We start from the raw sequence: 25,352 nt of genomic DNA on the forward strand, positions 1-25,352 counted from the left end.
GTACGCGCCACCGTCGTCCTCGTCACCGAAGGTGCCGCGGTTGCCGAGGTGGCCGGGGCCGCCCGTCAGCTCGGGGCGCTGCTCGGAGGGCGGGGCCGCCTTCTGCAGGGAGAGCGCCGGTGCTCCGGCGGCCTGGTGCTCGGGGGCCGGCGGGATCAGCGTCGGCTCGATGCCGGCCGCCGCCAGACCCGCCGGGGCCGTCTCGGCGAGGGGGACGCCGAACTTGGCCAGGCGCAGCGGCATCAGGGACTCCACCGGGGCCTTGCGGCGCCAGCTCCGGCCGAAGCGGGAGCGCATGCGGGCCTGGTAGACGAGGCGTTCCTGCTCCAGCTTGATGACCTGGTCGTAGGAACGCAGTTCCCACAGCTTCATCCGCCGCCACAGCAGGAACGTGGGTATCGGCGAGAGCAGCCACCGGGTGAGGCGGACGCCCTCCATGTGCTTGTCCGCGGTGATGTCGGCGATCCGGCCGACCGCGTGCCGGGCCGCCTCCACGGACACCACGAACAGGATGGGGATCACGCTGTGCATGCCCACGCCGAGCGGGTCCGGCCAGGCCGCCGCGCCGTTGAAGGCGATCGTCGCCGCCGTCAGCAGCCACGCCGTCTGACGCAGCAGCGGAAAGGGGATACGGATCCAGGTCAGCAGCAGATCCAGGGCCAGCAGGACGCAGATGCCCGCGTCGATACCGATCGGGAACACGTAGCTGAAGTTGCCGAAGCCCTTCTGCAGGGCCAGTTCACGAACGGCCGCGTACGACCCCGCGAAGCCGATGCCGGCGATGACCACGGCTCCGGCGACGACCACGCCGATGAGAATCCGGTGCGTCCGTGTCAGCTGAATGGGCGCTGCCACCCGTACTCCCCTCCTCAAGCGTGTTGTTGCGCGCAACAGAGTGGCACATGTGTGCGGACAACGAGTGGCCGGTTCCGTATCGGAGCTTCACCACGCGCCTTCGGGCACGTCGCCGCGGCCGCCGGACCTCAGTCCTTGGACGGCGCCGAGGAGGACGCCGAGGAGGACGCCGACTTCGACGGCGGAGCGCTCTCACCGGACCCGGTCACGGTCGTCACCGCTTCCTTCGCCGCCTTCTTCGCGTCCTTCATCAGGTCGTCGGCGCTCGGCGCCTTGTCACCGGCGAGACCCGCCCCGTTGTAGTCGAGGGTGATGACCACGTTCTCGACGCGGGCCACGACCGTCTGCTGCTTGAAGGTGCCTTCCTTCTTCTTCAGGTCGTAGCGCACGGCCGTCGCCTCGTCGCCGGTACCCGTGACCGGCTCCGCCTTCGTGCCCCTGGCATCCTCGGCGGCCTGGACGTCCTTGACCTGCTTGTCGTAGTACTCCTTGGCCAGTTCGTCGCCCGCGCCACGCGTGGTGTCCGACTCGAAGCGCAGCATCGACACGCTCAGCCAGCGGAACTGCGAGCCGTCCACACCGTTGTTGGCGAGGCTGTCCCAGGAGCAGCCGGCCCGCGTCGAGATGTCGTCGGACTGGCTCTCCTTGCCCGACTTCGCCTTCGGGACGAGGTCGTCCAGGGTCTTCTCGGACAGGACGTCGCACGCGTCCGGCAGGTCCTTGTACACCGCCGCCCGCACCGTCGGGGACGGGCTCGCCGACGCCGACGCCGGGCTGTCGGCCGCCTCGCCCTTGCCGTCGTCGGAACCGGAGTCCGAGGAGCAGCCCGCGACGATCAGCATCGCCGGGACGGCCGCGGCGCCGACAAGGGCGCGGCGGAGGCGCTTCGCTCCCCCCCACTGCCTGAACGACGTGGGAGCTACCCCCACGTCTCGCTGTGCTCGTCGCTGCATGGTTCCTTCACTCATGACGCTTGTGTTCCCTGCGGTCAGAACGGGGGCCGAGGGGCCACGGTACGCGGTGAGCCATCCGTGTGGTCTTCCTTCGGACGCTTTGCGCGGGGCCGTGAAGGAGGCGTGTACGAGGCTCAGCCGCCCAGCGAATCGGCCAGCAGGAACGCCAGTTTCCGTGCCCTGTCCTGCATTTCCTTGCTGTCCGGGACGGCGCCGACGGTCGTCGGCTGCTCCGCGTACTCGATCGTCACGATCACGTTGGACGTGCGGAACGCCACAGTCACCGTGCGCTGCTTGACGGTCGATCCGGAGCTGCTCAGCTCGTCGTCGATGAAGGCCTCGTCGCCGAACTCGTCCAGGAGACGGGGCTGGAGGTCGGCGGGCGGGACGGACGGCGACGCGGATCCGGAGGTCCCGGACGTCCCGGCGGACGACGGGGAGCCGGAACCGGAGGCAACGGAAGAACCGGAAGGATCGGGGGAGTCGGGGGAGTCGGATGCGTCGGTCGAAGGGGACTCGGACGCGTCCGGATCGGCGGACGCGGTGCCGCCCTCCTCGTCGGCGCCGTCGGCGTCGTCCGGGCCCGCGGAACCGGACTCGGTGGCCGGCGGCTCCGGAAGGCCGGCCGCGTCCTGCTTCGTCGCGAAGAGCTCCTCGGCCTGGTTGTCGTCGCTGACGGCGTTGTCGTAGGAGACGACCCGCTCGAAGTCGATCGCCAGGCGGCTGGTCGCCCCGGCCGACTCCACCTTCCAGCCGCAGCCCACCTTGCGGTCGGTGTCGTACGTGAGCGTCGGCTCGCCCCCGTACGCCTTCGTCCGCTGGGCCTCGTCGGTCATCTCCCGGATGCCGGGAAGGAGTTGGTCGAGCGTCTCGGCGCCGACCGCGCCGCAGGGCTCCGGAAGCGTGGCGTACCTGCCCGGCTGGGCCGCCTGCGACGCCGTACCGGCGCTGCCCGGGTTGGAGTCGTCCGACTGGCTCCCGTCGCCCGAGCTGCCGGTGCATCCGGCCAGCAGGGCCGCGAGGAGCGCGGCGACGCCGGGTACGTAGGCCCTCCGCTGCACGGCCGGGCTCCTCTCGACGGTGGGCGCGGGCCTCGGCCCGCCGGGTCTACCAGTGTCCCCGCTGGTTAATCGCTTGCCGCACGGGGGCACCCCCGGCAGACAATGTGTACCGCACGCACCGCCGTGAACGCCGGTTCGAAGTCCCTTTCGTCGATCCTGGCGCCGGTTTTTGCGCTTTCGCACTTCTGTTGCTTTTCGGGGGAATGAGGAAAACATGTCGTACGTGGAGATGCCGGGTGCGAAGGTGCCCATCCGCATGTGGACGGACCCGGCGTCGGTGGAGGAGGTCGCCCTCCAGCAGCTGCGGAACGTGGCGACCCTGCCCTGGATCAAGGGCCTCGCCGTGATGCCGGACGTGCACTACGGCAAGGGGGCGACGGTCGGCTCGGTCATCGCGATGCGGGGCGCCGTGTGCCCGGCGGCGGTGGGGGTCGACATCGGCTGCGGAATGTCGGCGGTGAAGACGTCCCTGACGGCGAACGACCTGCCGGGCGACCTGTCCCGGCTGCGCTCGAAGGTCGAGCAGGTGATCCCGGTCGGACGCGGGATGCACGACACTCCCGTGGACCCGGGCCGCCTGCACGGTTTCGCGACCGGCGGCTGGGACGACTTCTGGGGACGCTTCGACGGCGTGGCGGAAGCGGTCAAGTTCCGCCAGGAGAGGGCCGGAAAGCAGATGGGAACGCTCGGCGGAGGAAATCATTTCGTCGAAATATGCACAGATACGACCGGTTCGGTCTGGCTGATGCTGCACTCCGGTTCCCGGAACATCGGCAAGGAACTGGCCGAGCACCACATCGGCGTGGCCCAGAAGCTCCCGCACAACCAGGGCCTGGTCGACCGCGACCTCGCCGTCTTCGTGGCGGACACCCCGCAGATGGCGGCGTACCGCAACGACCTGTTCTGGGCGCAGGAGTACGCGAAGCGGAACCGTTCGATCATGATGGCGCTGCTGAAGGACGTCGTCCGCAAGGAGTTCAAGAAGGCGAAGCCGACCTTCGAGGCGGAGATCAGCGCGCACCACAACTACGTGGCCGAGGAGCGCTACGACGGCATGGACCTGCTCGTCACCCGTAAGGGGGCGATCCGCGCGGGCTCCGGCGAGTTCGGGATCATCCCGGGCTCCATGGGCACGGGTTCGTACATCGTCAAGGGCCTCGGGAACGCCGCCTCCTTCAACTCGGCGTCCCACGGAGCCGGCCGCCGTATGAGCCGCAACGCGGCGAAGCGGCGCTTCTCGACCAAGGACCTGGAGGAGCAGACACGGGGTGTGGAGTGCCGCAAGGACTCCGGTGTCGTGGACGAGATCCCGGGCGCGTACAAGCCGATCGAGCAGGTCATCGACCAGCAGCGGGACCTCGTGGAGGTCGTCGCGAAGCTGAAGCAGGTCGTCTGCGTGAAGGGTTGAACGGGTCCGAGCGGGTCCGAGCGGGTCCGGTCGGACCCGCTCGTCAGCGTTCCCGGTGGACCTTGCTGTTCGACGCCTGGGCGCGGGGGCGGACGACCAGCAGGTCGATGTTGACGTGGCTGGGGCGGGTCACCGCCCAGGTGATGGTGTCGGCGACGTCCGCCGCGGTGAGGGGCTCGGCGACGCCGTCGTACACCTGGGCGGCCTTCGTCTCGTCGCCGCCGAAGCGGGTGAGGGCGAACTCGTCGGTCTTCACCATGCCGGGCGCGATCTCGATGACGCGGACCGGCCGGCCGACGATCTCGAGGCGCAGGGTCTCGGCGAGGACGTGGGCGCCGTGCTTGGCGGCGACATAGCCGGCGCCGCCCTCGTAGGTGGCGTGCCCGGCCGTCGAGGACACGACGACGACCGTGCCGTCGCCGCTCGCCTCCAGCTTGGGCAGCAGGGCCTGGGTGAGGTGCAGGGTGCCGATGACGTTCGTCTCGTACATCCGGCGCCAGTCATCGGGGTCGCCGGTCGCGACCGGGTCGGCGCCCAGCGCGCCGCCGGCGTTGTTGACCAGGACGCCGATGCTCTTGAACGCGGTGGCGAACTCGTCGACGGCCGCGCGGTCGGTGACGTCGAGCGGGTACGCGGTCGCCGCGTGGCCCGCCGCGTTCAGCTCCTCGGCGAGTGCCTCGATCCGGTCCTTGCGGCGGGCGGTGAGGACGACGCGGTAACCGGCCTCGGCGAGTCCACGTGCCGTGGCGGCCCCGATCCCGCTGCTCGCGCCGGTGACGACGGCGATGCGCGACGCTGCGGACGGTGTTGCGGCGGCCATGGGGCTCCTCCATGCGGGTGGCTGCGGTACCGGGCCCGGTCAGGATATGCGGGGGTGTCCGGGCCCGGCCGGCCGCGGCCGGCCCTTTCGTCCGCCCGGCCGGTCAGCCGTTGCGCGGGGCCCACATGATCACGGCCATCCCGGTCAGGCAGATCAGCGCGCCCGCGATGTCCCAGCGGTCCGGACGGTAGCCGTCGGCGACCGCGCCCCACAGGAGCGAACCGGCGACGAAGATCCCCCCGTACGCGGCGAGGACGCGGCCGAAGTGCGCGTCGGGCTGGAAGGTCGCGACGAACCCGTACGCGCCGAGGGCGAGGACACCGCCGGCCGCCCACATCCAGCCGCGGTTGTCCCGTACGCCCTGCCAGACCAGCCAGGCGCCGCCGATCTCCAGGATCGCGGCGAGGACGAACAGGGCGGCGGAGCGGACGATCGGCATGCGGGCAGCTTCGCACGCGGATTCCGGAATAACGGGGGCAGGGGACCTGTTCACCAATGTAGTTGAATCATGAACAATCTGGAGGGTGAGCGGTCATGCAGTTCGGGATCTTCAGCGTCGGCGACGTCACGCCCGACCCCACGACGGGGCGTACCCCCACCGAGCGCGAGCGGATCAAGGCCATGGTCGCCTTCGCGCTGAAGGCCGAAGAGGTGGGCCTGGACGTGTTCGCCACCGGCGAGCACCACAACCCGCCGTTCGTCCCGTCCTCGCCGACGACCATGCTCGGCTACATCGCGGCGCGCACCGAGCGGCTGATCCTCTCCACCTCGACCACCCTCATCACCACCAACGACCCGGTGAAGATCGCCGAGGACTTCGCCATGCTCCAGCACCTGGCCGACGGCCGGGTGGACGTGATGATGGGGCGCGGCAACACCGGGCCGGTCTACCCCTGGTTCGGCAAGGACATCCGCGAGGGCATCAACCTGGCCATCGAGAACTACGCCCTGCTGCGCCGTCTGTGGCGCGAGGACGTCGTCGACTGGGAGGGCACGTTCCGCACCCCGCTGCAGGGCTTCACCTCCACGCCCCGCCCGCTGGACGACGTACCGCCGTTCGTCTGGCACGGGTCGATCCGCTCGCCCGAGATCGCCGAGCAGGCGGCCTACTACGGCGACGGCTTCTTCCACAACAACATCTTCTGGCCCGCCGACCACACCAAGCGGATGATCGAGCTGTACCGCGCCCGGTACGCGCACTACGGGCACGGCACGCCCGAGCAGGCGATCGTCGGCCTCGGCGGCCAGGTGTTCATGCGGAAGAACTCGCAGGACGCGGTGCGCGAGTTCCGTCCGTACTTCGACGTCGCCCCCGTCTACGGGCACGGACCCTCGCTGGAGGAGTTCACCGAGCAGACCCCGCTGACCGTGGGCTCCCCGCAGGAGGTCATCGAGAAGACGCTGGCCTTCCGTGACTACGCGGGCGACTACCAGCGCCAGCTGTTCCTCGTGGACCACGCGGGGCTGCCGCTGAAGACCGTGCTCGAGCAGCTCGACCTGCTCGGCGAGGAAGTGGTGCCGGTGCTGCGCAAGGAGTTCGCGAAGGACCGTCCGGCCGACGTGCCCGACGCGCCGACCCACTCCGCGCTGCTGGCCGGCCGGAAGGTGGGCAGGGCATGAGCATCGTCGTCGTGTCGGCCGGGCTGAGCGTGCCGTCGTCCACCCGGCTGCTCGGGGAGCGGCTGGCCGCCGCGGCCACCGGGCAGGCTCCACAGGACGCGCGCGTGATCGAGTTGCGGGACCTCGCGGTCGACATCGCCCACAACTTCACCAGCGGCTTCCCCGCGCCGGCGCTCGCCGACGCGATGGACGCGGTGACCGGGGCGGACGGGCTGATCGTGGTCACGCCGGTGTTCTCGGCGTCGTACAGCGGGCTGTTCAAGTCGTTCTTCGACGTGCTCGGCGTACGGGACCGCCGGGCGCTGGCCGGCAAGCCGGTGCTGATCGCCGCGACCGGGGGCACCCCCCGGCACTCGCTGGTGCTGGAGCACGCCCTGCGCCCCCTCTTCGCCCACCTGCGCGCGCTCGTCGTCCCCACGGGGGTGTACGCCGCGTCCCAGGACTGGGGCGACAAGGGCCTGGACGCCCGGATCGAGCGGGCGGGGGGTGAGCTGGCCGCGCTGACGGGCGCGCTGCCGGCCGCCTCCGGCGGTGCGGACGGTGGTGCGGACGGTGGTGCGATCGGTGTCACGCGCGGGGGCGCGGCCGGCGACAGGTTCGACGCGCGCAACGTGGTGCCGTTCGAGGAGCAGCTGGCCGCGCTGCGGTCGGCGGGCTGAGCACGGCGCGGGGGTACTGAACGTGCCCCACGTGCTCAGCACGGAACTCCCGGCGGTCTTCCACGGACAGCGGCCGTCGGGTGAGGCGACCGGTTCCCGCCGGTTCCGGTCGCTCGCGAGGGTCCGGTCGCGGACGGGGACGCCTGCGACCGGACCGCGATCCGGATCGCGAGAACAGTCCGGATCGCGAGAACAACGAGAACAACGAGAACAACGAGAACAACGAGAACAACGAGAACAAGCAGGAAGGCGGTCTGCGGGCCACCGGTCGTTCGCCGGGGCGGCGGTGCTTGGCAGACTGGCCCCGTGCCCCCTACCGCGCCCCACACCCCCACCGTGCTGCTCGCCGAGGACGACCGTGCCATCCGCAACGCCCTCGGGCGCGCCCTGACCCTGGAGGGCTACCGGGTCACCGCGGTCGCCGACGGCGTCGAGGCGCTGGCGCAGGTCCACCGCAGCCGGCCCGACGTCCTCGTGCTCGACGTGATGATGCCCGGCATCGACGGGCTCCAGGTGTGCCGGGTGCTGCGCGCCGAGGGCGACCGTACCCCCGTACTGATGCTGACGGCGCTGGTGGAGACCGCCGACCGGATCGCGGGGCTGGACGCGGGCGCCGACGACTACGTCGTCAAGCCGTTCGACGTCGAGGAGGTCTTCGCCCGGTTGCGCGCCCTGCTGCGCCGGGTACCGCCCGTTCCGCCCGTACCCGCCGGGCCGCCGGCTGAGGAGGCGCAGCCTCCCAGGACGCCACCGGGGGCGCCCGGGGTCCCGGACGGGCAGCCGGGCGTCCCCGCGGCGGGGCGCTTCGTCGAGGCGGCCGGGCTGCGCATGGACCCGCGGGCGCGCCGGGCCTGGCGGGGCCGGCGGGAGCTGGAGCTGACCCGCACCGAGTTCGAGCTGCTGGAGCTGCTGATCCGTAACGCGGGCATCGTCCTCGACCACTCCACCATCTACGACCGCATCTGGGGTTACGACTTCGGCCCCGGTTCCAAGAACCTCGCCGTCTACGTCGGTTACCTGCGCCGCAAACTCGACGAGCCCGGCGCGCCGCAGCTGATCCACACGGTGCGCGGTGTGGGTTACGTGCTGCGGGAGGACTGAGTGGCACGCGGCACCTCCGATACCCCGGGTACCTCAGGCACCCCGGGTACCTCACGCACCTCACGCACCTCACGCACCTCACGCACCTCACGCACCTCACGCACTCCGGCGGGTGCCCCGGCCGGGCGGCGCCGGCTGCGGCTGCTGTCGCTCGGCGCCAAGTTCGCGGTGGCGTTCGCCGCGGTGACGGCCACGATCACCGTCCTGGTCGGCCTCCTGTCGTACAGCGCCGCCGCCCGGCTGCTGCGGGTGGACCAGCAGATGGTGTTCGACGAGGTCGTACAGGACCTGCGCGGCGAGGTCCGGGCGAACCGGATGTCGCCGGTCGACTTCTCCTCCGCCGCCCCCGGCCACGACCTGGTACGGCCCGCCCGGACGGACGTCCAGGTGCTCGGGCCGGACGGCCGGATCGTCGACCCGGGCGACCCGGGGCTGCCGGTGGTCGCCGCGGACCGCGCGGTCGCGGGCGCCGCCGTCGCGGGGCGGGTGGTCGAGCACGCGGACGTCGACGTCGGCGACGACGTCTACCGCGTCGCGACCGTCGCGCTGGGCGGCGGCCGGGGCGCGGTGCAGGTCGCGCAGGAGTTCAGCGACATCGAGGACCTGTTGCGGACTCTCCAGCGGCGCACGCTCGTCCTGATGGTGGCGGTGGTGATCGCGGCCGGTCTGTCCGGCTGGTGGCTGGCCCGGCGGATCACCCGACGCCTGGTCGTCCTCACCGCCGCCGCCGAGGACGTCGCCCGCACCCGCAGGCTCGGCATCCAGGTCCCCGTCGCCGGTCACGACGAGGTGGGGCGGCTCGGCCGTGCCTTCGACCGGATGCTCGGCCGGCTCGCCCAGTCCGAGGACGACCAGCGCCGGCTCGTCCAGGACGCGGGCCACGAACTGCGTACGCCGCTCACCTCGCTGCGGACCAACATCTCCCTGCTGCGCCGTATCGACGAGCTCGCGCCCGACACCCGCGAGGAACTCGTCGCCGACCTCACCCAGGAGGCCCGTGAGCTGACCGATCTGGTCAACGAGCTCGTCGAGCTCGCCGCCGGCCAGTCCGACACCGAGCCGCCGTGCCGGGTCGACCTCACCGTCATCGCCCAGGGCGTGGCCGAACTGGCCCGGCGCCGGGGCGGACGCGAGATCACCGTCCACGCGAGCGGCGACACCACGACCGACGGACGGCCCGGGATGCTGACGCGGGCGGTGTCCAACCTGGTCGAGAACGCCGTCAAGTTCGACCGGGACGGCACGGCGCCCATCGACATCACGGTCGCCGGGCCCGCGCGGCCGGGCACGGTACGGGTGGAGGTCCGCGACCGGGGGCCCGGCATCGCCGCGGGCGACCTGATCCGCGTCTTCGACCGTTTCTTCCGTGCCGCGGACGCCCGCTCCCTCCCCGGTTCGGGCCTCGGCCTTTCCATCGTCCGCGAGGTGGCCCTGGCCCACGGGGGCGCCCCGTACGCCATCCGCCGGCCCGGCGGCGGCACGGTGATCGGCTTCACCGTGGGCGGCGGTCCGCTGCCGCACCCCGACGCCGGCGAACCGGGCCCCTGACCGCGCCCGCGCCGGTGCCCGCTGGTCCGCGCGGCGGACGGTGACGGCGCTCACAGCCACGCGCGGGGCCCTGTGCCACACTCGCCCCGCGGTGACCGAACGCGCGTACGCACGTGGGGACTCGCGCGTACGGGAACGACTCCCGCGCTTTGTGTTATCCGGTCCCCGGCGACGGCTCTCCTCCTGTGACAGGGCAGTACCGGCCAGGACCGAGAAGGAGCGTGGACGAGCGTGTCATCGAGCAGCGAACCCGGCGGGGAGACGGTCGAGGCGGCACGGCGCGGCGACATGCGGGCCCAGGACGAACGCGTCGCCGCCTACCTCCCGTTGGTCTACAACATCGTGGGCCGGGCCCTGAACGGGCACCCCGACGTCGAGGACGTGGTGCAGGAGACCATGCTCCGCGCCCTCGGCTCGCTCGGCTCGCTGAAGGACCCCGGGCGCTTCCGGTCCTGGCTGGTCGCCATCACCATGAACCAGATACGCCACCACTGGCGCAGCGAGAACAACAGCCGGTCGGTGCCGGTCCGTTCGGGCCTGCACGACGCGCACGACGTCGCCGATCCCGGTGCAGACTTCGTGGACCTGACGATCCTGCGGCTCGGCCTGGAGGGCCAGCGGCGCGAGGCCGCCGAGGCCACCCGCTGGCTGGACCCCGACGACCAGGCCCTGCTGTCGCTGTGGTGGCTGGAGGCGGCGGGCGAGCTGACCCGGGCGGAGGTCGCTGCCGCGCTGGAGCTGCCGCCGCAGCACACCGCGGTCCGCGTGCAGCGGATGAAGGCGCGGCTGGAGACGGCCCGGCTGGTGGTACGGGCACTGTCCGCGCGGCCGCGCTGCGTACTGCTGGACGACATCACCGCGGCCTGGGACGGCGCCCCCTCGGCCCTGTGGCGCAAGCGCATCGCACGCCACGCCCGGGACTGCACGGTCTGCGCGGGCTTCCAGTCGGGGCTGGTCCCGGCGGAGGGCCTGCTGGTCGGGCTGGGTCTGGTGCCGGCGGCGGCGGGCCTGCTCGCCGCTCTCGACGCCGGGACGGCGGAGGCGGCGCCGATGTCCTTCGCGGGCCACGCGACGACGGGGCCGGGGGAGACACCGGGGGCGTACGGGGACACGCCGACGGAGCCGTACGGGGACACGGGCGGCCCGGCGCCCGACGGCTCCCCGGCCGGGATTCCCGGGACGGTGGAGGTGGGCCGACGCCGTACGAACCACGGCGCGGGCCGCCGGGCCGGCGGCCCCGCGGGCAGCCGCGCGCAGAGCCGCGCACGCAGGCGGCGGAGCCGGAACATCACGGCCGTGGTCGCGGCGCTGCTGGTCACCGGCGGTGCGATATCCGGGTGGGCCCTCCTGACGCCGGACGGCGAAGCGGACAAGGTGCAGTCGGCCTCGGCGGGCGCCCCGAAAGCCACGGCATCGGATCCCTCGTCGCCGGAACCCTCCACCTCGGCCCCACCCTCCGCTTCCGCCTCGTCCTCGGCCTCCGCCTCGCCGGACGCGTCGCGGAGGCCGAAGTCCTCGCCCACGCCGAGCGCCGACACGTCCCGGACGGAGTCCGCCGCCCCGGCCCCCGCGCGGCCCGAGAGGACGACGACGCGCCCCCCGGCGGCACCGGCCACCGAGTCCGCGCCCACGGCCGCCCCGGGAGGCGGCCACGCCGCCGAGGTCCTGGCCCTCACCAACACCGAGCGGTCCAAGGCGGGCTGCTCACCGGTGACGCCCGACGACCGCCTGAACAGGGCGGCCCAGCTGCACAGCGAGGACATGTCCGCCAACGACTACTTCTCCCACACCGGGCAGAACGGCAGCAGTTTCGTCGACCGGGTCACCGCGCAGGGTCACCCGAGCCCGGGTGCCGAGAACATCGCCCGCGGCCAGAGCTCCGCCGAGAGCGTCATGGAGTCGTGGATGAACTCCGAGGGCCACCGCGCGAACATCCTCAACTGCTCGCTGAAGACGATGGGCGTGGGCGTGGTCACGAGCGACTGGACGTGGACCCAGGTCTTCGGACGCTGACCGGGGCCCCGGGCCACCGCGTGCTCAGTGCGCGGACGGCGACAGGTGGGCGCGCTCTCCCTGAGGGCCGAACAGGGTGAGCAGTTCCGCGGGCCGGCTGCCGGCACTGCCGATCCAGTGCGGCACGCGGGTGTCGAACTCCGCGGCCTCGCCGGGGCCGAGCCGGAGATCCTGCTCGCCGAGCACGAACCGGACGTGTCCGTTGAGGACGTAGAACCATTCGTGTCCCTCGTGGGTCTGCGGGTTCGTCGTGGGCGACCGGCCGGCGGGTGGATAGACCACCTTGTAGGCCTGGACGCCTCCGGCCCGCCTGGTCAGCGGCACCACCGTCAACCCGTTCCGTCGCACGGGCCGCAGGTGGATGCGCGGGTCGCCGGTGAGCGGCGCAGCGACCAGGTCGTCGAGCGGGACGCCGTGCGCCCGGGCCAACGGCAGCAGTTGCTCCAGAGTGGGGCGGAGCTTTCCGTTCTCGAGGCGCGACAGCGTGCTCGCCGTGAGACCGGTCTCGGTCGCCAGGCCGGCCAGCGTGGCGCCCCGCGCCCGGCGGAGGGCGCGCAAGCGCGGCCCCACTCCCGCGAGAACGTCTCCTTCGGTACGGTCCATGGCCCCATCATGCGGATCCGCAATTTTTCTTGCAAGGGTGAAACGACCGCGACGATGCTGGCCGCGGAGGTGATCGTTCGATGCTCCCCACCGTGGGAACAGCCCAGAACACCGCGGCCGCCGCCACTTCGGCGACCGGATCGCGATGGTCGCGCGGCGCGGCGACGGTCGTGGCCGCTCTCGTGCTGACGACAGCGTGTACGATGGGGAACGGACCCGTGCCGGGAGAGACCCCGAGCCGGCCGGCCGTCCACGCCGGTGCCCCGGCGTTCGAGTCCGCCACCCGCGACGACGCCGGGTTCAACCGTCGCTTCCGGCACGGGACGGCCGATGTCGACGGCGTGAAGATGCACTACGTCACCGGCGGGAAGGGCGAGCCGCTCGTCCTGCTGCACGGCTGGCCGCAGTCCTGGTACGCGTGGCGCGGGATCATGCCGGCCCTCGCCGAGCGGTACACGGTCTACGCGCTGGACCTGCCGGGGCTCGGTGACAGCGAGGGAGCGCCGCCCGGCTACGACAAGGCCACCCTCGCCCGGTTCGTACACGGTCTGCTCGCCGACGAACTCGGCCTGCGCGACGTCCACCTCGTCGGCCACGACCTCGGCGCCGGTGTCGGATTCCAGTACGCCGCGCAGTACCCGGACGAGGTCCTCACGTACGCGCACCTGGACTACCCGCTCCCCGGTCCCGCCCTCAGCGCCGACACGTACCGGTCGCTGAGCTGGCATCTCGCCTTCCACGACCAGGACACGTTCCCGGAGGCGATCGTGGCCGACGACGTGCGCGAGTACCTCGCGTTGTTCTACCCGTATGTCGCCCACGGCGGGGTGAGCTTCGGTGGGTCCGGCGCGAAGTCCCCGTTCACCGACGGGCAGATCGACGAGTTCGCGCGCACCTACCGCCGGCCCCAGGTCCTGAGCGGCGGGTTCGAGCTGTACCGCACGCTGGAACAGGACGAGCGCGACAACGTGGCCGCCGCACCGGTCACCGTGCCGACGCTGCTCATGACCGCCGAGGGGATGCTGCCGTTCACCCGGTCCACGGTCGAACCCCGGATGACCCGCATCACCCGGGCCGTCGAAGTCCCCGCGGCGGGTCACTGGCTGGCCGAGGAGAACCCGGAGTTCGTCACCACCGAGCTGCTGGCGTTCCTCGCCGGCGAAGCAGCCCGCTGACCGCCCCCGGACACGCCATGCCCGGACACGCCATGCCCGGACGCACCACCCATCGGTGCGCCGGGCGGCCAGACCGACCAGACCGGCCAGACCGACCAGACCGACCGAGGAGTCGCAACGGATGAACACCACCGGAAGCCCACACCCGCACGCCGGCACCGCGGACGCCGGGCAGTTCTGGGAGAAGCACTACGGAACCCGGAGCGCCCGGGGTGAGCGGGCCAACCCGCTGCTCGTCGAGACCGCCGGGTCACTGCCTCCCGGCGCCGCGGTGGATCTGGGATGCGGTACCGGCGGCGACACCCTCTGGCTCGCCCGGCACGGCTGGCAGGTCACCGCCGTCGACATCTCCGGCACCGCCGTCGAGGGGGTGCGTGCGCGCGCCCGCGAGCTCGGCCTGGGGGACCGGGTCACCGCCGAACAGCACGACCTGGCCCGGAGCTTCCCGGGCGGAACCTTCGACCTCGTCTCGGCGCAGTACCTCCACACCCCGTTCCCGTTGCCCCGCGGCCAGGTCCTGCGCACCGCCGCCCGGCAGCTGCGTCCCGGCGGACTGCTCCTCGTCGTCGACCACGGCTCCACCGCGCCCTGGTCCTGGAACCAGGACCCCGACACCCACTACCCCACCCCCGACGAGATCGCCGCCGGCCTCGGTCTCGATCCCGGGCAGTGGCGTGTCCTGCGCGCCGACATGCCGCGACGCCGGGCCGTGGGGCCCGCCGGCGAGACCGCCACCGTCACCGACAACGTCCTGCTCATCCGGCGAACCGCCCCATGAGCGCCCCACCGCACGACGAGACCGCGAATCGGAGCCGCCCGATGCCACGCGAGCACGCACCGGAAACCAGGCCGCGGGTGAAGGACACAGGACCCCCGCGGACCGGCGCCGACGAGAAGGCGACCCTGCTGGGATTCCTCGACCACCTGCGCGAGTCGATCGCGGACAAGGCGGCGGACGTGCCGGAACCGCAGGTCCGCACCGGCAAAACGCCTTCCGGTACCAGTCTCCTCGGGTTGGTCAAGCATCTGACCCACGTCGAGCGGTTCTACTTCACCGGCGAACGGGCCCACGACTGGGACCGCACCATGCGGCCCTCCCCCGAGGACACGGTCGACAGCGTTCTCGCCGGCTACCGGGAGGCCGTCGAACGATCGAACCAGGTCGTCGGAGCCTGCCCCGACCTGACGCTTCCCGCCCCAGGCCCACCGCGCCGGGGACCGGCACCGTCCATGCGGTGGGTCCTGGTGCACATGATCGAGGAGACCGGTCGGCACGCCGGTCACGCCGACATCCTCCGCGAGCAGATCGACGGCTCCACCGGCCGCTGACCCCGGTGCCACGGCCGCCACGGCGTGGACTGCCCCGAGCACACCTGCTTCGAGGGGGAACGGCCGCGGTCATCAGGTGCCTCACGGGATCAGCTCCTGCTGGTGACCGCCACGCCACTCCGTGAGAAGCACGGTGGCGTCGTCGTCGAGCGTGCCGTGGTGATGGTCCAGCACCGCTGCCATGAGCCGGCGCAGCGTCTCGTGCAGGGTGTGCCGGCCCGAGTGCTGGCGGAGGATGAACTCGATGAACCGGTCCCGCCCGAACTCCCTGCCCCGGGCGTCACGGGCCTCGACGATGCCGTCGGTGTACAGCAGCAGACGGTCACCGGGCTCCAGCTGCTCCTGGCACTCGGTCACCGGCAGCCCGAGATCGGCACCCATGGGTCCGGCCGGCGGGCAGGCCAGCTCCGTGGTCCACCGATTGCCGCGCAGCAGGATGGGCAGGTGGTGGCCACGGTTGACCCACGTCAGCCGGCCGGTCTCCATGTCGAGGTCGGCCAGGATGCCGGTGACGTAGCGTCTGCCGCCGAACTGTTCGAGGAGGGTCTCCTCCACCTGCCGGCTGGTCCCGGTCAGCGATGCGCCCTGGCGCCGGGCGTTGCGGCAGGCGGCCACGGCGACGTTGGCGGTGATCCCGGCGGTGGTGTCGTGGCCCATGGCGTCGAACACGCTCAGATGGAGGGTGCTGCCGGCCACGGCGTAGTCGAAGGCGTCACCGCCCATGTGGTAGGCGGGTTCCATCACCGCGCCCACGGTGACGTCATGACCGGCGTAGGCGGGCGGCGGGGTGAGGTTCCACTGCATCTCGGCCGCCACGTTCATCGGCTCGGTGCGCACCAGACGAGCGTAGGAGTCGCTGAAGGAACGCTTGCTCAGCAGCAGCAGGGCAGTCATCGACGCCCAGTCGCGCAGCGTCCGACGGACGGGCTCGTCGTCGGTATCGGTGTCGGCCCGCAACACCCCCAGGCGCTCCACACCGTCGGTGACGGCCACCCACCACCGATGCCGTGGACCGTCACCCGCCCCGCCCTGTTCGGCGAGCAGGTCCACGCGCTGGTAGGCCAGGCCGGGCAGGCTGCCGGTGACGGTGAAGTCCTGTCCGCCGTCTCCGGCGTCCACTCCCTTGCCGGTGATCTGGCGCAGCACGGTCTCGCGGAGATCCACGACGAAGACGGCCGTGTCCCACAGGCCGGCCTCCTCGGCGTGCTCGGCGATCATCTCCGGAAGCTGTTCGAGGGTGACTGTGCGACTCGCCTGCATCAGCCTCATCAGCGCTGCCGAGGACCTGTCGGCCATCACCACTCCTCTCGCCGAGCCGGTCGGGGGAGCCGCCCGTACGCTGCGGCGCGATCCCGTGGAGCGCGAGCAGGCGCTTCGGCAGCGACTACCCGCCACCGGATGGCATACGCACCCCCGGTGGCCGCGGAGGGTGGGTTCCTGGTCGAGCCCGCCGCCCCTGGGCAAGGTGCCCGAACGGCGGCCGGCGAACGGCACCACGGCGACGATCGCCTGTGAGCCGCACCGGCGGGGGCGGCGGGGGAGGCTCGTGAGCAGAGGTCGCGGAAAGGACAAAGTGAGGTGATGGATACCGCCCTTCGTGGGGGACCCGGACTCCACGGACCGACCAGGAGCCGATACGAGCAGTTCCCACGGGGACGAGTCGAACCCTCCCCGCTGATGGACGGCACCGGCCCGGGCACAGAGGACACCACCGCAGGGTAGGAGCGACCATGACCGTCTCGATCACCCGTCAGGATGCCGCCGCGCTCGGAGGCGGCGGCAGCATCCTGATGCGCCAGCGCCGGGACCACGCGCGGCTCGACGCGATGATGAACCGCTGGCCGGCCGGCGGCGCGGATGAGGAGCCGGACGCCCTGTGGCAGGACATCGTCCAGTTGGTGTTCAGCCATGCCTTCGCGGAGGAGACCGTCCTGTGGCCGGTCCTGCGCCGCCTGACTCCCCACGGCGAGGAGCTCACCGGCCGGGTGGAAGAGGAGCACCAGGCGATCAACGACCTGATCGCACAGGTCGAGAAGTCGCCCGACGACCCCCGGCGCGCCGAGTGGATCCAGCAGGCGTTCACGCTCATCCGCCAGGACATTCGCGATGAGGAGGACGAGCTGCTGCCCCATCTGCGGGCTGCGTTCGGCGATCGCCGGTTGCGGCGTATCGGCGCCGTGTGGGAAGCGGTACGGGCAACCGCCCCGACCCGCCCCCACCCCGGCGTCCCCCGGCGCCCGCCGGGCAACGCCCTGCGAGGCGTCCCCCTCAGCGTCTTCGACCGGCTGCGCGACCTCACGCCGGGCAGCGGCCCCGGCGCCCGCCGCGCTTCCCTGGTGGTCTCCGGCGCCGCGGTGGCCGCGGGCGCCGTCGTCCTGGTGGTCCGTGCCGCCCGTCGTCCGGGGCACGCCTGACCTCCGACGGAGCTCTGTCCTGTCACCCCGCACCGGCTGTCCGGCGCCGTGCCACCGACCGCCACGGCCGCCGCTCCCGGCGGTCAGGGCATGCCGCTGGCTTCGATGATCATGGCCGTGAGGGCGTCGGGGCCGCTCTCGGCCAGCGTCTGGCGCTGGCGGTCCGCTCCCGTGCCCTGCTGCAGCAGCCGGTGGACCAGTGAGGTCACCTCGCGGCTGTCGCCGGTCTCCTCCAGGGCGGGGCCGACATGCTCCAGAAGTCCGTACACGGCGTCCCCCGCCCGCCGGCGCCGGCCGCTCGGATCGATCAGCTCACCGCTCAGCCCGTAGCGTGCGGCCTGCCACATCGCCGCGTCCACCAGTTCCGGAGCGGGATCCGGCTCCTCGATGCCGTCCGCCGCCTCGCGCAGGGCGGTGTCGACCAGGGCGCGCATCAGCCCGGCGAACATCACCGCCTCGTCCGTGCGCAGCTGGACGTCGAGGCAGCGGATCTCGACGGTGGGGTAGTCCTCGGACAGACGTGCCTGCCAGTACAGCTGGCCGGTGTCGCCGATCACCCCGGCCGTCAGCAGGCGGCGTACCCGTGCGTCGTAATCCGTGTCGTCGACGAAGCGCGGCGGGATGCCACTGACCGGCCAGCGGCCGAAGACAACGGTGCGCCAGCTGGCGAAGCCGGTGTCGTTGCCCTCCCACAGGGGGGAGTTCGCCGACATGGCGGTCAGGAGCGGCAGCCAGACGCGGATCCGGTTCAGTACCTGGACGCCGACGTCCCGGCCGGGGACGGCGACGTGGACGTGCATGCCGTTGACCAGCTGCTCGGCCACCAGCTGCGGGGCCTGCTGCTGAAGGGCCCGGTAGCGGGCCTGGTCGGTGACGGGGACCGACAGCGCCTCGCTCAGCGGTGGCGTGCCGCTCGCCATGATGCGGCAGCCGTGCGCCTCCGCGGCCCCGGCCACGGCGTGCCGCAGACGCAGCAGATGCCCGCCGACCTCCTCCAGCGTGCCGCACACCGGGGTGGCCACTTCGATCTGCGCCTGCAACAGCTCCGACTGGATCTCCCGAGCGGTGACGAACGGCTTCACGCCGGCCGCGGCCCGCACCTTCTCCGCGTGTGGCGCCGGCCGGCCGGTGACCGGCTCCACCAGCATGTACTCCTCTTCCACACCAATGGTCGTGGTCATTGCCGGCCTTTCGTCACTGCCGCACGGCGCCTCCACGGTCGTGGACGCGTTCCGGACCGAACGTCACCGCTCGGCACCCGGACCTACCGTCGTCTGCCCAGTGGTGCTCGTGAAATGCCACTGGCGTGCCCATTCACACCTGGTGCGACCGGCCCGCCACCGCCACCGGAGCCCCGCGACCGGCCCGGCCCCGGGCCCGGCGTCGGCCGGTGGCCGCGTACCACTGGACGGCGAGAGCCAGCGCGAGGACGACTTCGACCGCGTCCCCGCCGTAGTACATGACCTGTGCGCCGAGGCGCAGGTCGTGCGTCTCGAAGGAGGTGCCCGGCGGTCCGGTGGCATAGAGGCTCTTGGCGAGGACGGCGTGGGCCGTCCCCGCGACGAGCAGCGTCGTCGCCCGCAGCGGCAGGCCCCACCGACGGCGGACGGGGTCGCACTGACAGACGGCGAAGGAGAAGAGCAGGCCCGCGACCAGCATGTGCAGATCGAGGACACCGCTCAGGGCGGGGCGGTGGTGCGCGGCGGACAGCAGATCAGTGCGGTGGAGCGCCCACAGCCCGCCGATGTCGACGGCCGCGGCCACCGGAGGAAACAGCAACCACGCGGCGAAGGCCGAGTGCGCCGCGCGCAACAGTCCTCGGCGGAGGGCACCCGGCGGCAGCACGCGCAGGGCAAGGGTGAGGGGACGTGCGACCACGAGCAGGACGGGGCCGGCCATGGCCAGGAGCAGGTGACGGGCCGCGTGGGCGGTGAACGGCCCGCCCGGCAGCCACCCGCACAGCCCCCAGACCAGAGCCACGCCCCCGGCGACGAAGGCGCAGTCCCGTCGCCACGGCCAGGTGTCGCCACGACGCCTCAGCGCGGCGGCGGCCAGGACGTACCCCGCACAGACCGGGCCGCACCCGAGGACGGCCACCACGACGACGGCCGGAAGCGGACCGGCCGTCACGACGACCGACGCCCCCACCGCCCGGCACGGACGACGAAACCCACGCCGACCAGGAGCAGGACGAGGCCCGCCAGGTTCCACGCCCAGTCGTACGGGGCGATGTCGACGCCGTAGCGGATCTGGTGCAGGCGCAGCAGTTTGTGGTCGACGACGCCGTCGAAGACCTGGAAGGCGCCGAGCCCCAGGAAGAACCCGCCCCAGGCGTGGGCGGGCGACAGGGCCCGGCGGCGCCGCAGGTCCGCGAGGAGGAAGAAGCCGGCGACCAGCGCCAGCAACTCCGCGGTGTGCAGCAGACCGTCGGAGACCAGTCCCGCGCCGAAGGTGGAGCGGTCGTAGAAGTGGTGCCAGTGCAGGATCTGGTGGAAGACGATCTCGTCCACGGCCGCCATGACGGCCGCACCGATCAGCGCGCACACGAGCAGCGATCGCCGGGGCTCGGGCCGTTCCGTGCTTCCTGGGTCCGCCCGGTGTTCACGGGTCCTCACGGTACGCGTCCGCCTTTCCGAACGGGTCGGCTGCCGCTCGCCGGCCACCCCGCGCCCGAGCCGGCCCCGGCCGACCGCGACGCCCGGCCGGGGCCCCTCGTGGCTTCAGTCCTTGCCCATGGCTTTGCGCACGGTGTCCTTGGTGCGGTCCATGAGGGCGGCGACGGGCCCGAGGGCCACGTTGGCCGCGCCGGATTCGACACCCGGGTGGGGCCGGGTGGGTGCCATGGCCTCGGCGGCCTTGATGGCCTTGGCCATCGCGGCGAGACCGGTGGCGTCGGTGCTGCGGCGGATGTGGGTGAACTCGTAGCGCTCCTCGGCCCGCGCGTGTTCCTGGACGTCCCGGCGCAGCGCCAGGAGCCGGGGCATGAACGTGGGGTCGTCGGTGTCCGTCTCGTCGAGGGCCGCGAGGGTCTCCTTGGCCGCCTTCTCCTCGGCGAGGCGGTCCTCGACGACCTGCTCGCCGCCGGGGAAGCCGCGCCGGGCGAAGGGGTGGACGACCTCCTCCTCGGCGGTCTCGTGCACGGCCAGCAGACGCACCAGGCGGCGGAAGGCATCGCGGCGTTCTTCGCCGGCGGTGGCCTCGACCTCGTCGAAGAGGTTGCGGATGTCGCCGTGCTGACGCATCAGCAACGCGACCACGTCGTCGTCCTCGGCCCTGTCGTCCCCCGCGTGCGGGGTGTGCAGTTCGGGCATCTCGGCTCTCCCCTACTTCTCGCGCTGCGCGGGGTCGGGGTGCTCGCCCTCGGACTGGACCCGGTACTCGCGGCCGAACATCTCACCGTGCTCCGTGATGACCCGGTCGCTCGGCGGCGCCTCCCCGCCGTGGATCCGCTCCTGCATCTGCTCGAACCGCTCGTGCGCCTCGCGCACGTAGCCGGCCCCGAGCGTGGTCAGGTCGATCTGGGTGTCCAGCAGCTCCCGCACGTAGTCCTTGTTCGGCTCGAAGGTCAGCACGTCGGGCAGCTCCGGAGCCAGCACCGAGGCGGGGTCACGGCCGTCGTGCCGGCGCATCAGGTCACAGGCCGCGTGCAGGTGCTCCAGCTCCATGTTCAGATGCAGCTCCCAGATGGCCTTCACCTTCGGGTCGCTCTCCTGCTCCATGAAGGAGTAGTACAGGTAGCACTCGTTGTACTCGTGGTTGACGAGCTGCTCCCACCACGTCTCACCGGGGTCCACGAGAGACTCGTAGTGGGTGACGTGCTCCTCCTCGATCAGCCCGATCTCCTGGTACAGCTGGCGGGCGATCGGCTCCATGTAGGTGGGGCCGGTGTTCATGTAGAAGTTCATGGTCTGCTGCTCCGTCGACATGATCGTCAGCGCGTGCAGCTTCGACAGCGGGTCCGTCCGGTCCTTGGCGTACGGGTCGCGGACGTTGTCGACCGGGTCGCGGTGCTGGAACCTGGTGGGCCGGCCGGGCATGACCTCGGTCAGGCCGTCGACGATCGACTCCGCCTTGCGGTGCTCGATCATCTCGTACAGGTTCGCGTACCGGTACAGGTGGTCGAAGTCCTCCAGCACACCGAACTGGTACGCCTGCTTCAGATACGGATCCGGCTCCATCCGCGCCACCCACGCCGTCAGGTCCACCGCGACCTGCTCGTAGGCGATCGTCGTCTCCAGTACCGACGACACGCCCGGAAGGAGCCAGTTCACCACCCTCTGCTGCTGCGCCTCGATGTAGCGCACCCGCGCCAGCTGCCGCTTGACCTCCGGGTCGGCCGTGTGGCGGGCGAACTGGTGGCTGAACAGGATCGCCTCCACCTCGATGCCGTTCATCGTGATGATCCGGCAGCGGGTGTACGGGTCGCAGTGGTCCGGGTCGATCGGCTCCACGTCCAACTCACGCCAGCTGCGCAGCTGGCGGTCGAGCGGGATACCCCGCTGCTCCAGCGGATTGAACGTCATGGGGGTGCCTCCTGGGGGCGAGGGGGACCCGCGCGTCGCCGGGGTATCCCGTTTCGGGCGACGTGCGCAGACCTGCTCCCCAGTCTGTTCACCATGGGCGCTTTCGGGCCACCGCTCACACCCGCAGGCCGGACGGTCCGCCCTGATGGGTCAACCGGGCGGGCGGATGCCGTGCTCGCCGGCGTAGCGTGTCCGCGCCCCGCCGGACGACGTGCCCGCATCCTGCGTCCCGGAAAGCCGTCGTGCTCGCACGGCCGCTGCCCCGGCCGCGAGGACCGGGAGGAACCGGAGCAGGTGAGCCGGGGAGGAGCGGGTACCCGCCGCACATGATGAAGCGCGCGCTGTGGCAGGGACCGGTCGCCGGCACAGCCGGGGTGCTGGTGATGACGCTGGGCGAGAAAGTGGAGCAACGGCTGACCGGCCGTCGTGACTCCCACGTGCCCGCCCGGACCCTGGAACGCCTGACCGGCATGCCGGAGCGACCCGGCCGCCGGCCCGTGCCGGTGAACCTGACCATGCACGTGGGGCAGGGTGCCCTCCTCGGAGTGCTGCGGTCGGTGATGTCGCACGCCGGGCTCCGCGGGCCCTGGTCGTCGGCGAAGTTCGCCGTCGTCCGTCTCACCAGCGACCAGATCCTGGAGAACGCCACCGGCGTCGGCGCCCCGCCCCAGACCTGGCCGCGCCGCGAACTCGTCGTCGACCTGCTCCACAAGACGGTGTACGCCTTCGCCACCGGCGTCGTCGCCGACGCCCTGGCCGCCCGGTCGGGGCCCGGCCCCGGGCAGCGCCACGCCGCGATGCGCCCCGGCCGCCACGCCGGCGTGGGCCCCCTGCCCCGGGGACGGTGACCGCGAAAGGACGATTACTTACCGGTCGTCTTCTCCACCAACGCGCTGTACGCCAGCTGCAACGCGTCCGCACCGGCCAGCGCGGTGAGTGCCCCCATGGTGGTGCGGGTGGCGCGCGGCCAGAGCAGCTGCCCGGCGGTGAGGGTCGAGGACACCCAGACGCTCATGCAGAACGGGCAGGTCACCAGCTCGCCGACCGTGGCCCTGCCACCCTCGGACCGCGCTTCCTCGTGCAGTTCTGCCGGCCCTTCCGGGCCGTGGAAGGTGGTGAAGGGAGCTCTCAGCGGACTGGTCACCGACGCCTTGCTCAGCAGCCGGCTCAGCCGGAACGTCGCCACCGCGGTCAGAGCCACGTCCCAGGGCACGGGCCGGTCCGGCAGCGGACGCCCCCGTGTCCTCACCACCGTCCCCCAAGCTGCCGTGTACGCGCCGAAAGCCGCCATGGCCGCCAGATAGCCGCGCAGCGGACGCCCTTCCCCCGCGGCGTAGATGCGTTCGGTGCGTCGCAGCCGCCGCCCCAGACGGGCTGTGAAGCGGCCGTCAGCTGCTGTGCCCATGGCCCCTGTCCTCTTCCGTCCCCGTCCCTGTCGACGCCTCGTCCGCTCCGCGGCCGGCCGGCCTCTCCGTCCCGTCCTCCCGGCGCAGGCCGACCTCCACGTGCCCGTCGACGATTCGGGTGTCGAAGGCGGGCTGGGGCGCGGTCGCGGGGCCGCGGACGTTCCAGCCGTCCGAGAGCCGGAAGACGCTGCCGTGCCAGGGACACCGGACACACCCGTCGGCGACCGTGCCCTCGGACAGCGGCCCCGCCAGATGACTGCACCGTTCGGCCAGCGCGTGGAAGGTTCCGCCGAGTTCGCGCACCACCAGGACCGGCACGTCGTCCACGGTGCGCCGCACGGGCCGGCCGGCGGGGAACTCGTCCACGGTACCGATCCGGTGCCAGCCCTCCCTGACGACGTGCGGGACCTCCTCGGCGTGGTTGGCACCGGAAGCCTGCCGGTAGGCCATGTGGCCACCCAGCATGCCTCCCAGACCGACCGCGGTCAGCCCGAGGAAGCCGTACGCCCGGCCCGCTCCGGCCCGTCCGGTGAGGCGGCAGAGGAGGGAGGCGCCGTACAGACCCACGGCCGCCGCGTTGGCCACGGCGTGCACCAGCCCCACCCGCGTCTGCTGACGATGCAGCTCGGACCAGTCGACCGCGCCCGTCAACGCGGCGGGACCGGCCGCCGCCAGTCCGACGCCCACCAGGAGTGCGGACTCCCGGGAACGGCCGGGCCACAGGTCGAGCACCGCGGCGGACGTCCAGCTGCCGACCGGCACCTGGACCATCAAGGGGTGCACGGGATGGCCGAGCCACCTGCCGTGCAGCCCGTCCCGTGCGCGGCCGAGCGGCAGGGCCCGCACTCTCCTGGTCAGCACGTCGATCACCGCATCCGCCCTGGGATCACGCTCCAGGGCGTCCAGCAGCCACAGCATCCGGTTCTGCCCCGTACGGCGGCGATCTGGCTTTTTGTCCATGGGCGCAGGGTCCCCCCACGGACGAGGAACAAACAGCCGCTCCAGCCCCTTTGCCGGCCACGGAGCCGGCCGGGCGGACAGCCGCCTCGGCGCCCCGGCCGCCCGGCCGGGTGTGCCCGGCCGGCCGGGAAGGCGCGGAGTCGGTCCTTGCCCATGACCCCGGCGGTCTCGTGCACGGCCGGCAGGCGCACCAGGCGGCGGAAGACGTCGCGGCGTTCTTCGCCGGCGGTGGCCTCGATCTCGTCGAAAAGGGTGCGGATGTCGCCGTGCTGACGCATCAGCAGGGCGACGACGTCGTCGCCCCTGTGCCCCGGCCGCCCGGCGGCCCCTCTCCGGCACCGAAAAGGGCGAGGCCCGAAGCCCTCACCCGCTACCAGTGAAACCCCAGGTCAGGGCCACACCAGGCAGTACGCCTGGTGCCCCGCCTCGTGCAGCCGGTGGCTGAAGTCCTGCCACTCGTGCAGCAGTTGGTAGACATTGAAGGCGTCGCGGGGACCGCCGCGATCCGGGACCGTGGACCAGATGAAGGCGGCCGCGCCCACCGATTCCTCGCCTATGCCGCGGAGGGGGTCGACGACGGTCATCGGGAGTTTCACGACCGCGTAGTCGGGGTGCAGGACGACCAGTTCCAGCGGCGGCACCTTGTGCAGGGGGACACCCTCGATGCCGGTGAGGACCATGGCGGCCATCGTCTCCGGCTTGATCTTGGTGAACATGCCGTTCATGCCGAGCTCGTCGCCGCCGAGTTCCTCGGGGCGCATCGAGATCGGGACGCGGGCGGCGGTGGCGCCGTCCGGTGCGCCGAAGTACTTGTAGGTCACCCCCACTCGCCCACCACTCCTGCTCCCCGCACTCGACGGGGCGATCGACTCGGCCCCATCCGGAGCACCGCGTGCCCGACGGG

At 72.2% G+C, this 25,352-nt stretch carries 26 protein-coding genes and 1 pseudogene; 11 read left to right on the top strand and 16 right to left on the bottom strand.

Annotated elements, in window-relative coordinates; genetic code table 11:
• The 3 genes from ACFWVE_RS15255 to ACFWVE_RS15265 form a co-directional block, all read right to left on the bottom strand.
• On the bottom strand, positions 1 to 855 hold an 855-nt coding region (locus ACFWVE_RS15255; protein WP_384013380.1), incomplete at its 3' end, for a DUF2637 domain-containing protein.
• 128 nt (positions 856 to 983) lie between these two features.
• Positions 984 to 1,823 (bottom strand): DUF3558 family protein, encoded by an 840-nt coding sequence (locus ACFWVE_RS15260; protein WP_384013383.1) that lies wholly within the window; start codon positions 1,821 to 1,823, stop codon positions 984 to 986.
• Between the two features lie 119 nt (positions 1,824 to 1,942).
• The gene (locus ACFWVE_RS15265) at positions 1,943 to 2,869 is read right to left on the bottom strand and encodes a DUF3558 domain-containing protein (protein WP_384013386.1); all 927 of its coding nucleotides are present in this window, start codon (positions 2,867 to 2,869) and stop codon (positions 1,943 to 1,945) included.
• Between the two features lie 214 nt (positions 2,870 to 3,083).
• Here ACFWVE_RS15265 and ACFWVE_RS15270 point away from each other — a divergent pair, with 214 nt between their 5' ends.
• Positions 3,084 to 4,277 carry an RtcB family protein gene (locus ACFWVE_RS15270; RefSeq protein ID WP_384013388.1) on the top strand — a complete coding sequence of 398 codons (1,194 nt, stop codon included), beginning with the start codon at positions 3,084 to 3,086 and terminating at the stop codon, positions 4,275 to 4,277.
• A 43-nt stretch (positions 4,278 to 4,320) separates the two neighbouring features.
• On the opposite strand, the gene ACFWVE_RS15275 is transcribed toward ACFWVE_RS15270, so the two are convergent.
• Both ACFWVE_RS15275 and ACFWVE_RS15280 read right to left on the bottom strand, forming a co-directional pair.
• On the bottom strand, positions 4,321 to 5,097 hold the full coding sequence (locus ACFWVE_RS15275; RefSeq protein WP_384013391.1) for an SDR family NAD(P)-dependent oxidoreductase: 777 nt from the start codon (positions 5,095 to 5,097) through the stop codon (positions 4,321 to 4,323).
• 103 nt (positions 5,098 to 5,200) lie between these two features.
• Complete coding sequence (locus ACFWVE_RS15280; RefSeq protein ID WP_384013394.1) at positions 5,201 to 5,536, bottom strand: YnfA family protein; 336 nt, start codon at positions 5,534 to 5,536, stop codon at positions 5,201 to 5,203.
• A gap of 95 nt (positions 5,537 to 5,631) precedes the next feature.
• Between ACFWVE_RS15280 and ACFWVE_RS15285 the strand changes: the two genes are divergently transcribed.
• The 5 genes from ACFWVE_RS15285 (at position 5,632) to ACFWVE_RS15305 (ending at position 12,038) form a co-directional block, all read left to right on the top strand.
• Complete coding sequence (locus ACFWVE_RS15285; RefSeq protein ID WP_384013397.1) at positions 5,632 to 6,717, top strand: LLM class flavin-dependent oxidoreductase; 1,086 nt, start codon at positions 5,632 to 5,634, stop codon at positions 6,715 to 6,717.
• Complete coding sequence (locus tag ACFWVE_RS15290) at positions 6,714 to 7,376, top strand: CE1759 family FMN reductase (RefSeq protein WP_384013400.1); 663 nt, start codon at positions 6,714 to 6,716, stop codon at positions 7,374 to 7,376. Before ACFWVE_RS15285 ends, ACFWVE_RS15290 begins: the two co-directional genes overlap by 4 nt.
• A gap of 306 nt (positions 7,377 to 7,682) precedes the next feature.
• Positions 7,683 to 8,477 carry a response regulator transcription factor gene (locus ACFWVE_RS15295; protein WP_384013403.1) on the top strand — a complete coding sequence of 265 codons (795 nt, stop codon included), beginning with the start codon at positions 7,683 to 7,685 and terminating at the stop codon, positions 8,475 to 8,477.
• 135 nt (positions 8,478 to 8,612) lie between these two features.
• On the top strand, positions 8,613 to 10,025 hold the full coding sequence (locus ACFWVE_RS15300; protein ID WP_384013550.1) for an ATP-binding protein: 1,413 nt from the start codon (positions 8,613 to 8,615) through the stop codon (positions 10,023 to 10,025).
• 288 nt (positions 10,026 to 10,313) lie between these two features.
• The gene (locus ACFWVE_RS15305) at positions 10,314 to 12,038 is read left to right on the top strand and encodes a sigma-70 family RNA polymerase sigma factor (protein WP_384013553.1); all 1,725 of its coding nucleotides are present in this window, start codon (positions 10,314 to 10,316) and stop codon (positions 12,036 to 12,038) included.
• A gap of 24 nt (positions 12,039 to 12,062) precedes the next feature.
• Here ACFWVE_RS15305 and ACFWVE_RS15310 read toward each other — a convergent pair whose 3' ends face one another.
• Entirely contained in the window at positions 12,063 to 12,641 is a 579-nt protein-coding gene (locus ACFWVE_RS15310; protein ID WP_384013405.1) for a helix-turn-helix domain-containing protein, read from the bottom strand.
• Between the two features lie 92 nt (positions 12,642 to 12,733).
• On the opposite strand from ACFWVE_RS15310, the gene ACFWVE_RS15315 reads away from it, so the two are divergent.
• The 3 genes from ACFWVE_RS15315 (at position 12,734) to ACFWVE_RS15325 (ending at position 15,145) form a co-directional block, all read left to right on the top strand.
• Positions 12,734 to 13,816: an alpha/beta fold hydrolase gene (locus tag ACFWVE_RS15315; RefSeq protein ID WP_384013408.1), complete on the top strand. Its 1,083-nt coding sequence runs from the start codon at positions 12,734 to 12,736 to the stop codon at positions 13,814 to 13,816.
• Positions 13,817 to 13,937: 121 nt separating this feature from the next.
• The gene (locus ACFWVE_RS15320) at positions 13,938 to 14,594 is read left to right on the top strand and encodes an SAM-dependent methyltransferase (protein ID WP_384013412.1); all 657 of its coding nucleotides are present in this window, start codon (positions 13,938 to 13,940) and stop codon (positions 14,592 to 14,594) included.
• A 41-nt stretch (positions 14,595 to 14,635) separates the two neighbouring features.
• Entirely contained in the window at positions 14,636 to 15,145 is a 510-nt protein-coding gene (locus ACFWVE_RS15325; protein WP_384013414.1) for a DinB family protein, read from the top strand.
• Positions 15,146 to 15,226: 81 nt separating this feature from the next.
• On the opposite strand, the gene ACFWVE_RS15330 is transcribed toward ACFWVE_RS15325, so the two are convergent.
• The gene (locus ACFWVE_RS15330; RefSeq protein WP_384013417.1) at positions 15,227 to 16,441 is read right to left on the bottom strand and encodes a PP2C family protein-serine/threonine phosphatase; all 1,215 of its coding nucleotides are present in this window, start codon (positions 16,439 to 16,441) and stop codon (positions 15,227 to 15,229) included.
• A 434-nt stretch (positions 16,442 to 16,875) separates the two neighbouring features.
• Between ACFWVE_RS15330 and ACFWVE_RS15335 the strand changes: the two genes are divergently transcribed.
• A complete protein-coding gene (locus tag ACFWVE_RS15335) occupies positions 16,876 to 17,559 on the top strand; it encodes a hemerythrin domain-containing protein (protein ID WP_384013420.1) in 684 nt (227 codons plus the stop codon).
• An 83-nt stretch (positions 17,560 to 17,642) separates the two neighbouring features.
• Here ACFWVE_RS15335 and ACFWVE_RS15340 read toward each other — a convergent pair whose 3' ends face one another.
• From ACFWVE_RS15340 to ACFWVE_RS15360, 5 genes are all read right to left on the bottom strand, one after another.
• Positions 17,643 to 18,740 (bottom strand): glutamate--cysteine ligase, encoded by a 1,098-nt coding sequence (locus tag ACFWVE_RS15340; protein WP_384013422.1) that lies wholly within the window; start codon positions 18,738 to 18,740, stop codon positions 17,643 to 17,645.
• A gap of 133 nt (positions 18,741 to 18,873) precedes the next feature.
• Positions 18,874 to 19,689, bottom strand: a complete 816-nt coding sequence (locus ACFWVE_RS15345; protein WP_384013425.1) for a cytochrome c oxidase assembly protein — start codon at positions 19,687 to 19,689, stop codon at positions 18,874 to 18,876.
• Positions 19,686 to 20,078 carry a DUF2243 domain-containing protein gene (locus tag ACFWVE_RS15350; RefSeq protein WP_384013556.1) on the bottom strand — a complete coding sequence of 131 codons (393 nt, stop codon included), beginning with the start codon at positions 20,076 to 20,078 and terminating at the stop codon, positions 19,686 to 19,688. The genes ACFWVE_RS15345 and ACFWVE_RS15350 overlap by 4 nt, the downstream gene beginning before the upstream one ends.
• 201 nt (positions 20,079 to 20,279) lie before the next feature.
• Entirely contained in the window at positions 20,280 to 20,870 is a 591-nt protein-coding gene (locus ACFWVE_RS15355; RefSeq protein WP_384013427.1) for a hemerythrin domain-containing protein, read from the bottom strand.
• A gap of 12 nt (positions 20,871 to 20,882) precedes the next feature.
• A complete protein-coding gene (locus ACFWVE_RS15360) occupies positions 20,883 to 22,082 on the bottom strand; it encodes a hypothetical protein (RefSeq protein WP_384013430.1) in 1,200 nt (399 codons plus the stop codon).
• A gap of 326 nt (positions 22,083 to 22,408) precedes the next feature.
• Between ACFWVE_RS15360 and ACFWVE_RS15365 the strand changes: the two genes are divergently transcribed.
• On the top strand, positions 22,409 to 22,930 hold the full coding sequence (locus tag ACFWVE_RS15365; protein ID WP_384013433.1) for a hypothetical protein: 522 nt from the start codon (positions 22,409 to 22,411) through the stop codon (positions 22,928 to 22,930).
• A gap of 14 nt (positions 22,931 to 22,944) precedes the next feature.
• Here the strand turns inward: ACFWVE_RS15365 and ACFWVE_RS15370 are convergent, their stop codons facing one another.
• From ACFWVE_RS15370 to ACFWVE_RS15385, 4 genes and pseudogenes are all read right to left on the bottom strand, one after another.
• Entirely contained in the window at positions 22,945 to 23,487 is a 543-nt protein-coding gene (locus ACFWVE_RS15370) for a DUF1360 domain-containing protein (RefSeq protein WP_384013436.1), read from the bottom strand.
• Positions 23,471 to 24,448, bottom strand: a complete 978-nt coding sequence (locus ACFWVE_RS15375) for a Rieske 2Fe-2S domain-containing protein (protein WP_384013439.1) — start codon at positions 24,446 to 24,448, stop codon at positions 23,471 to 23,473. The genes ACFWVE_RS15370 and ACFWVE_RS15375 overlap by 17 nt, the downstream gene beginning before the upstream one ends.
• A 161-nt stretch (positions 24,449 to 24,609) precedes the next feature.
• Positions 24,610 to 24,726: pseudogene (locus tag ACFWVE_RS15380) on the bottom strand (hemerythrin domain-containing protein); the annotation flags it as partial.
• Between the two features lie 111 nt (positions 24,727 to 24,837).
• Entirely contained in the window at positions 24,838 to 25,275 is a 438-nt protein-coding gene (locus ACFWVE_RS15385; protein WP_384013442.1) for a hypothetical protein, read from the bottom strand.
• Between the last annotated feature and the right edge of the window lie 77 nt (positions 25,276 to 25,352).

Origin of the sequence: Streptomyces sp. NPDC058632 (genome assembly GCF_042717095.1) — a bacterium.
Lineage (GTDB): Bacteria > Actinomycetota > Actinomycetes > Streptomycetales > Streptomycetaceae > Streptomyces.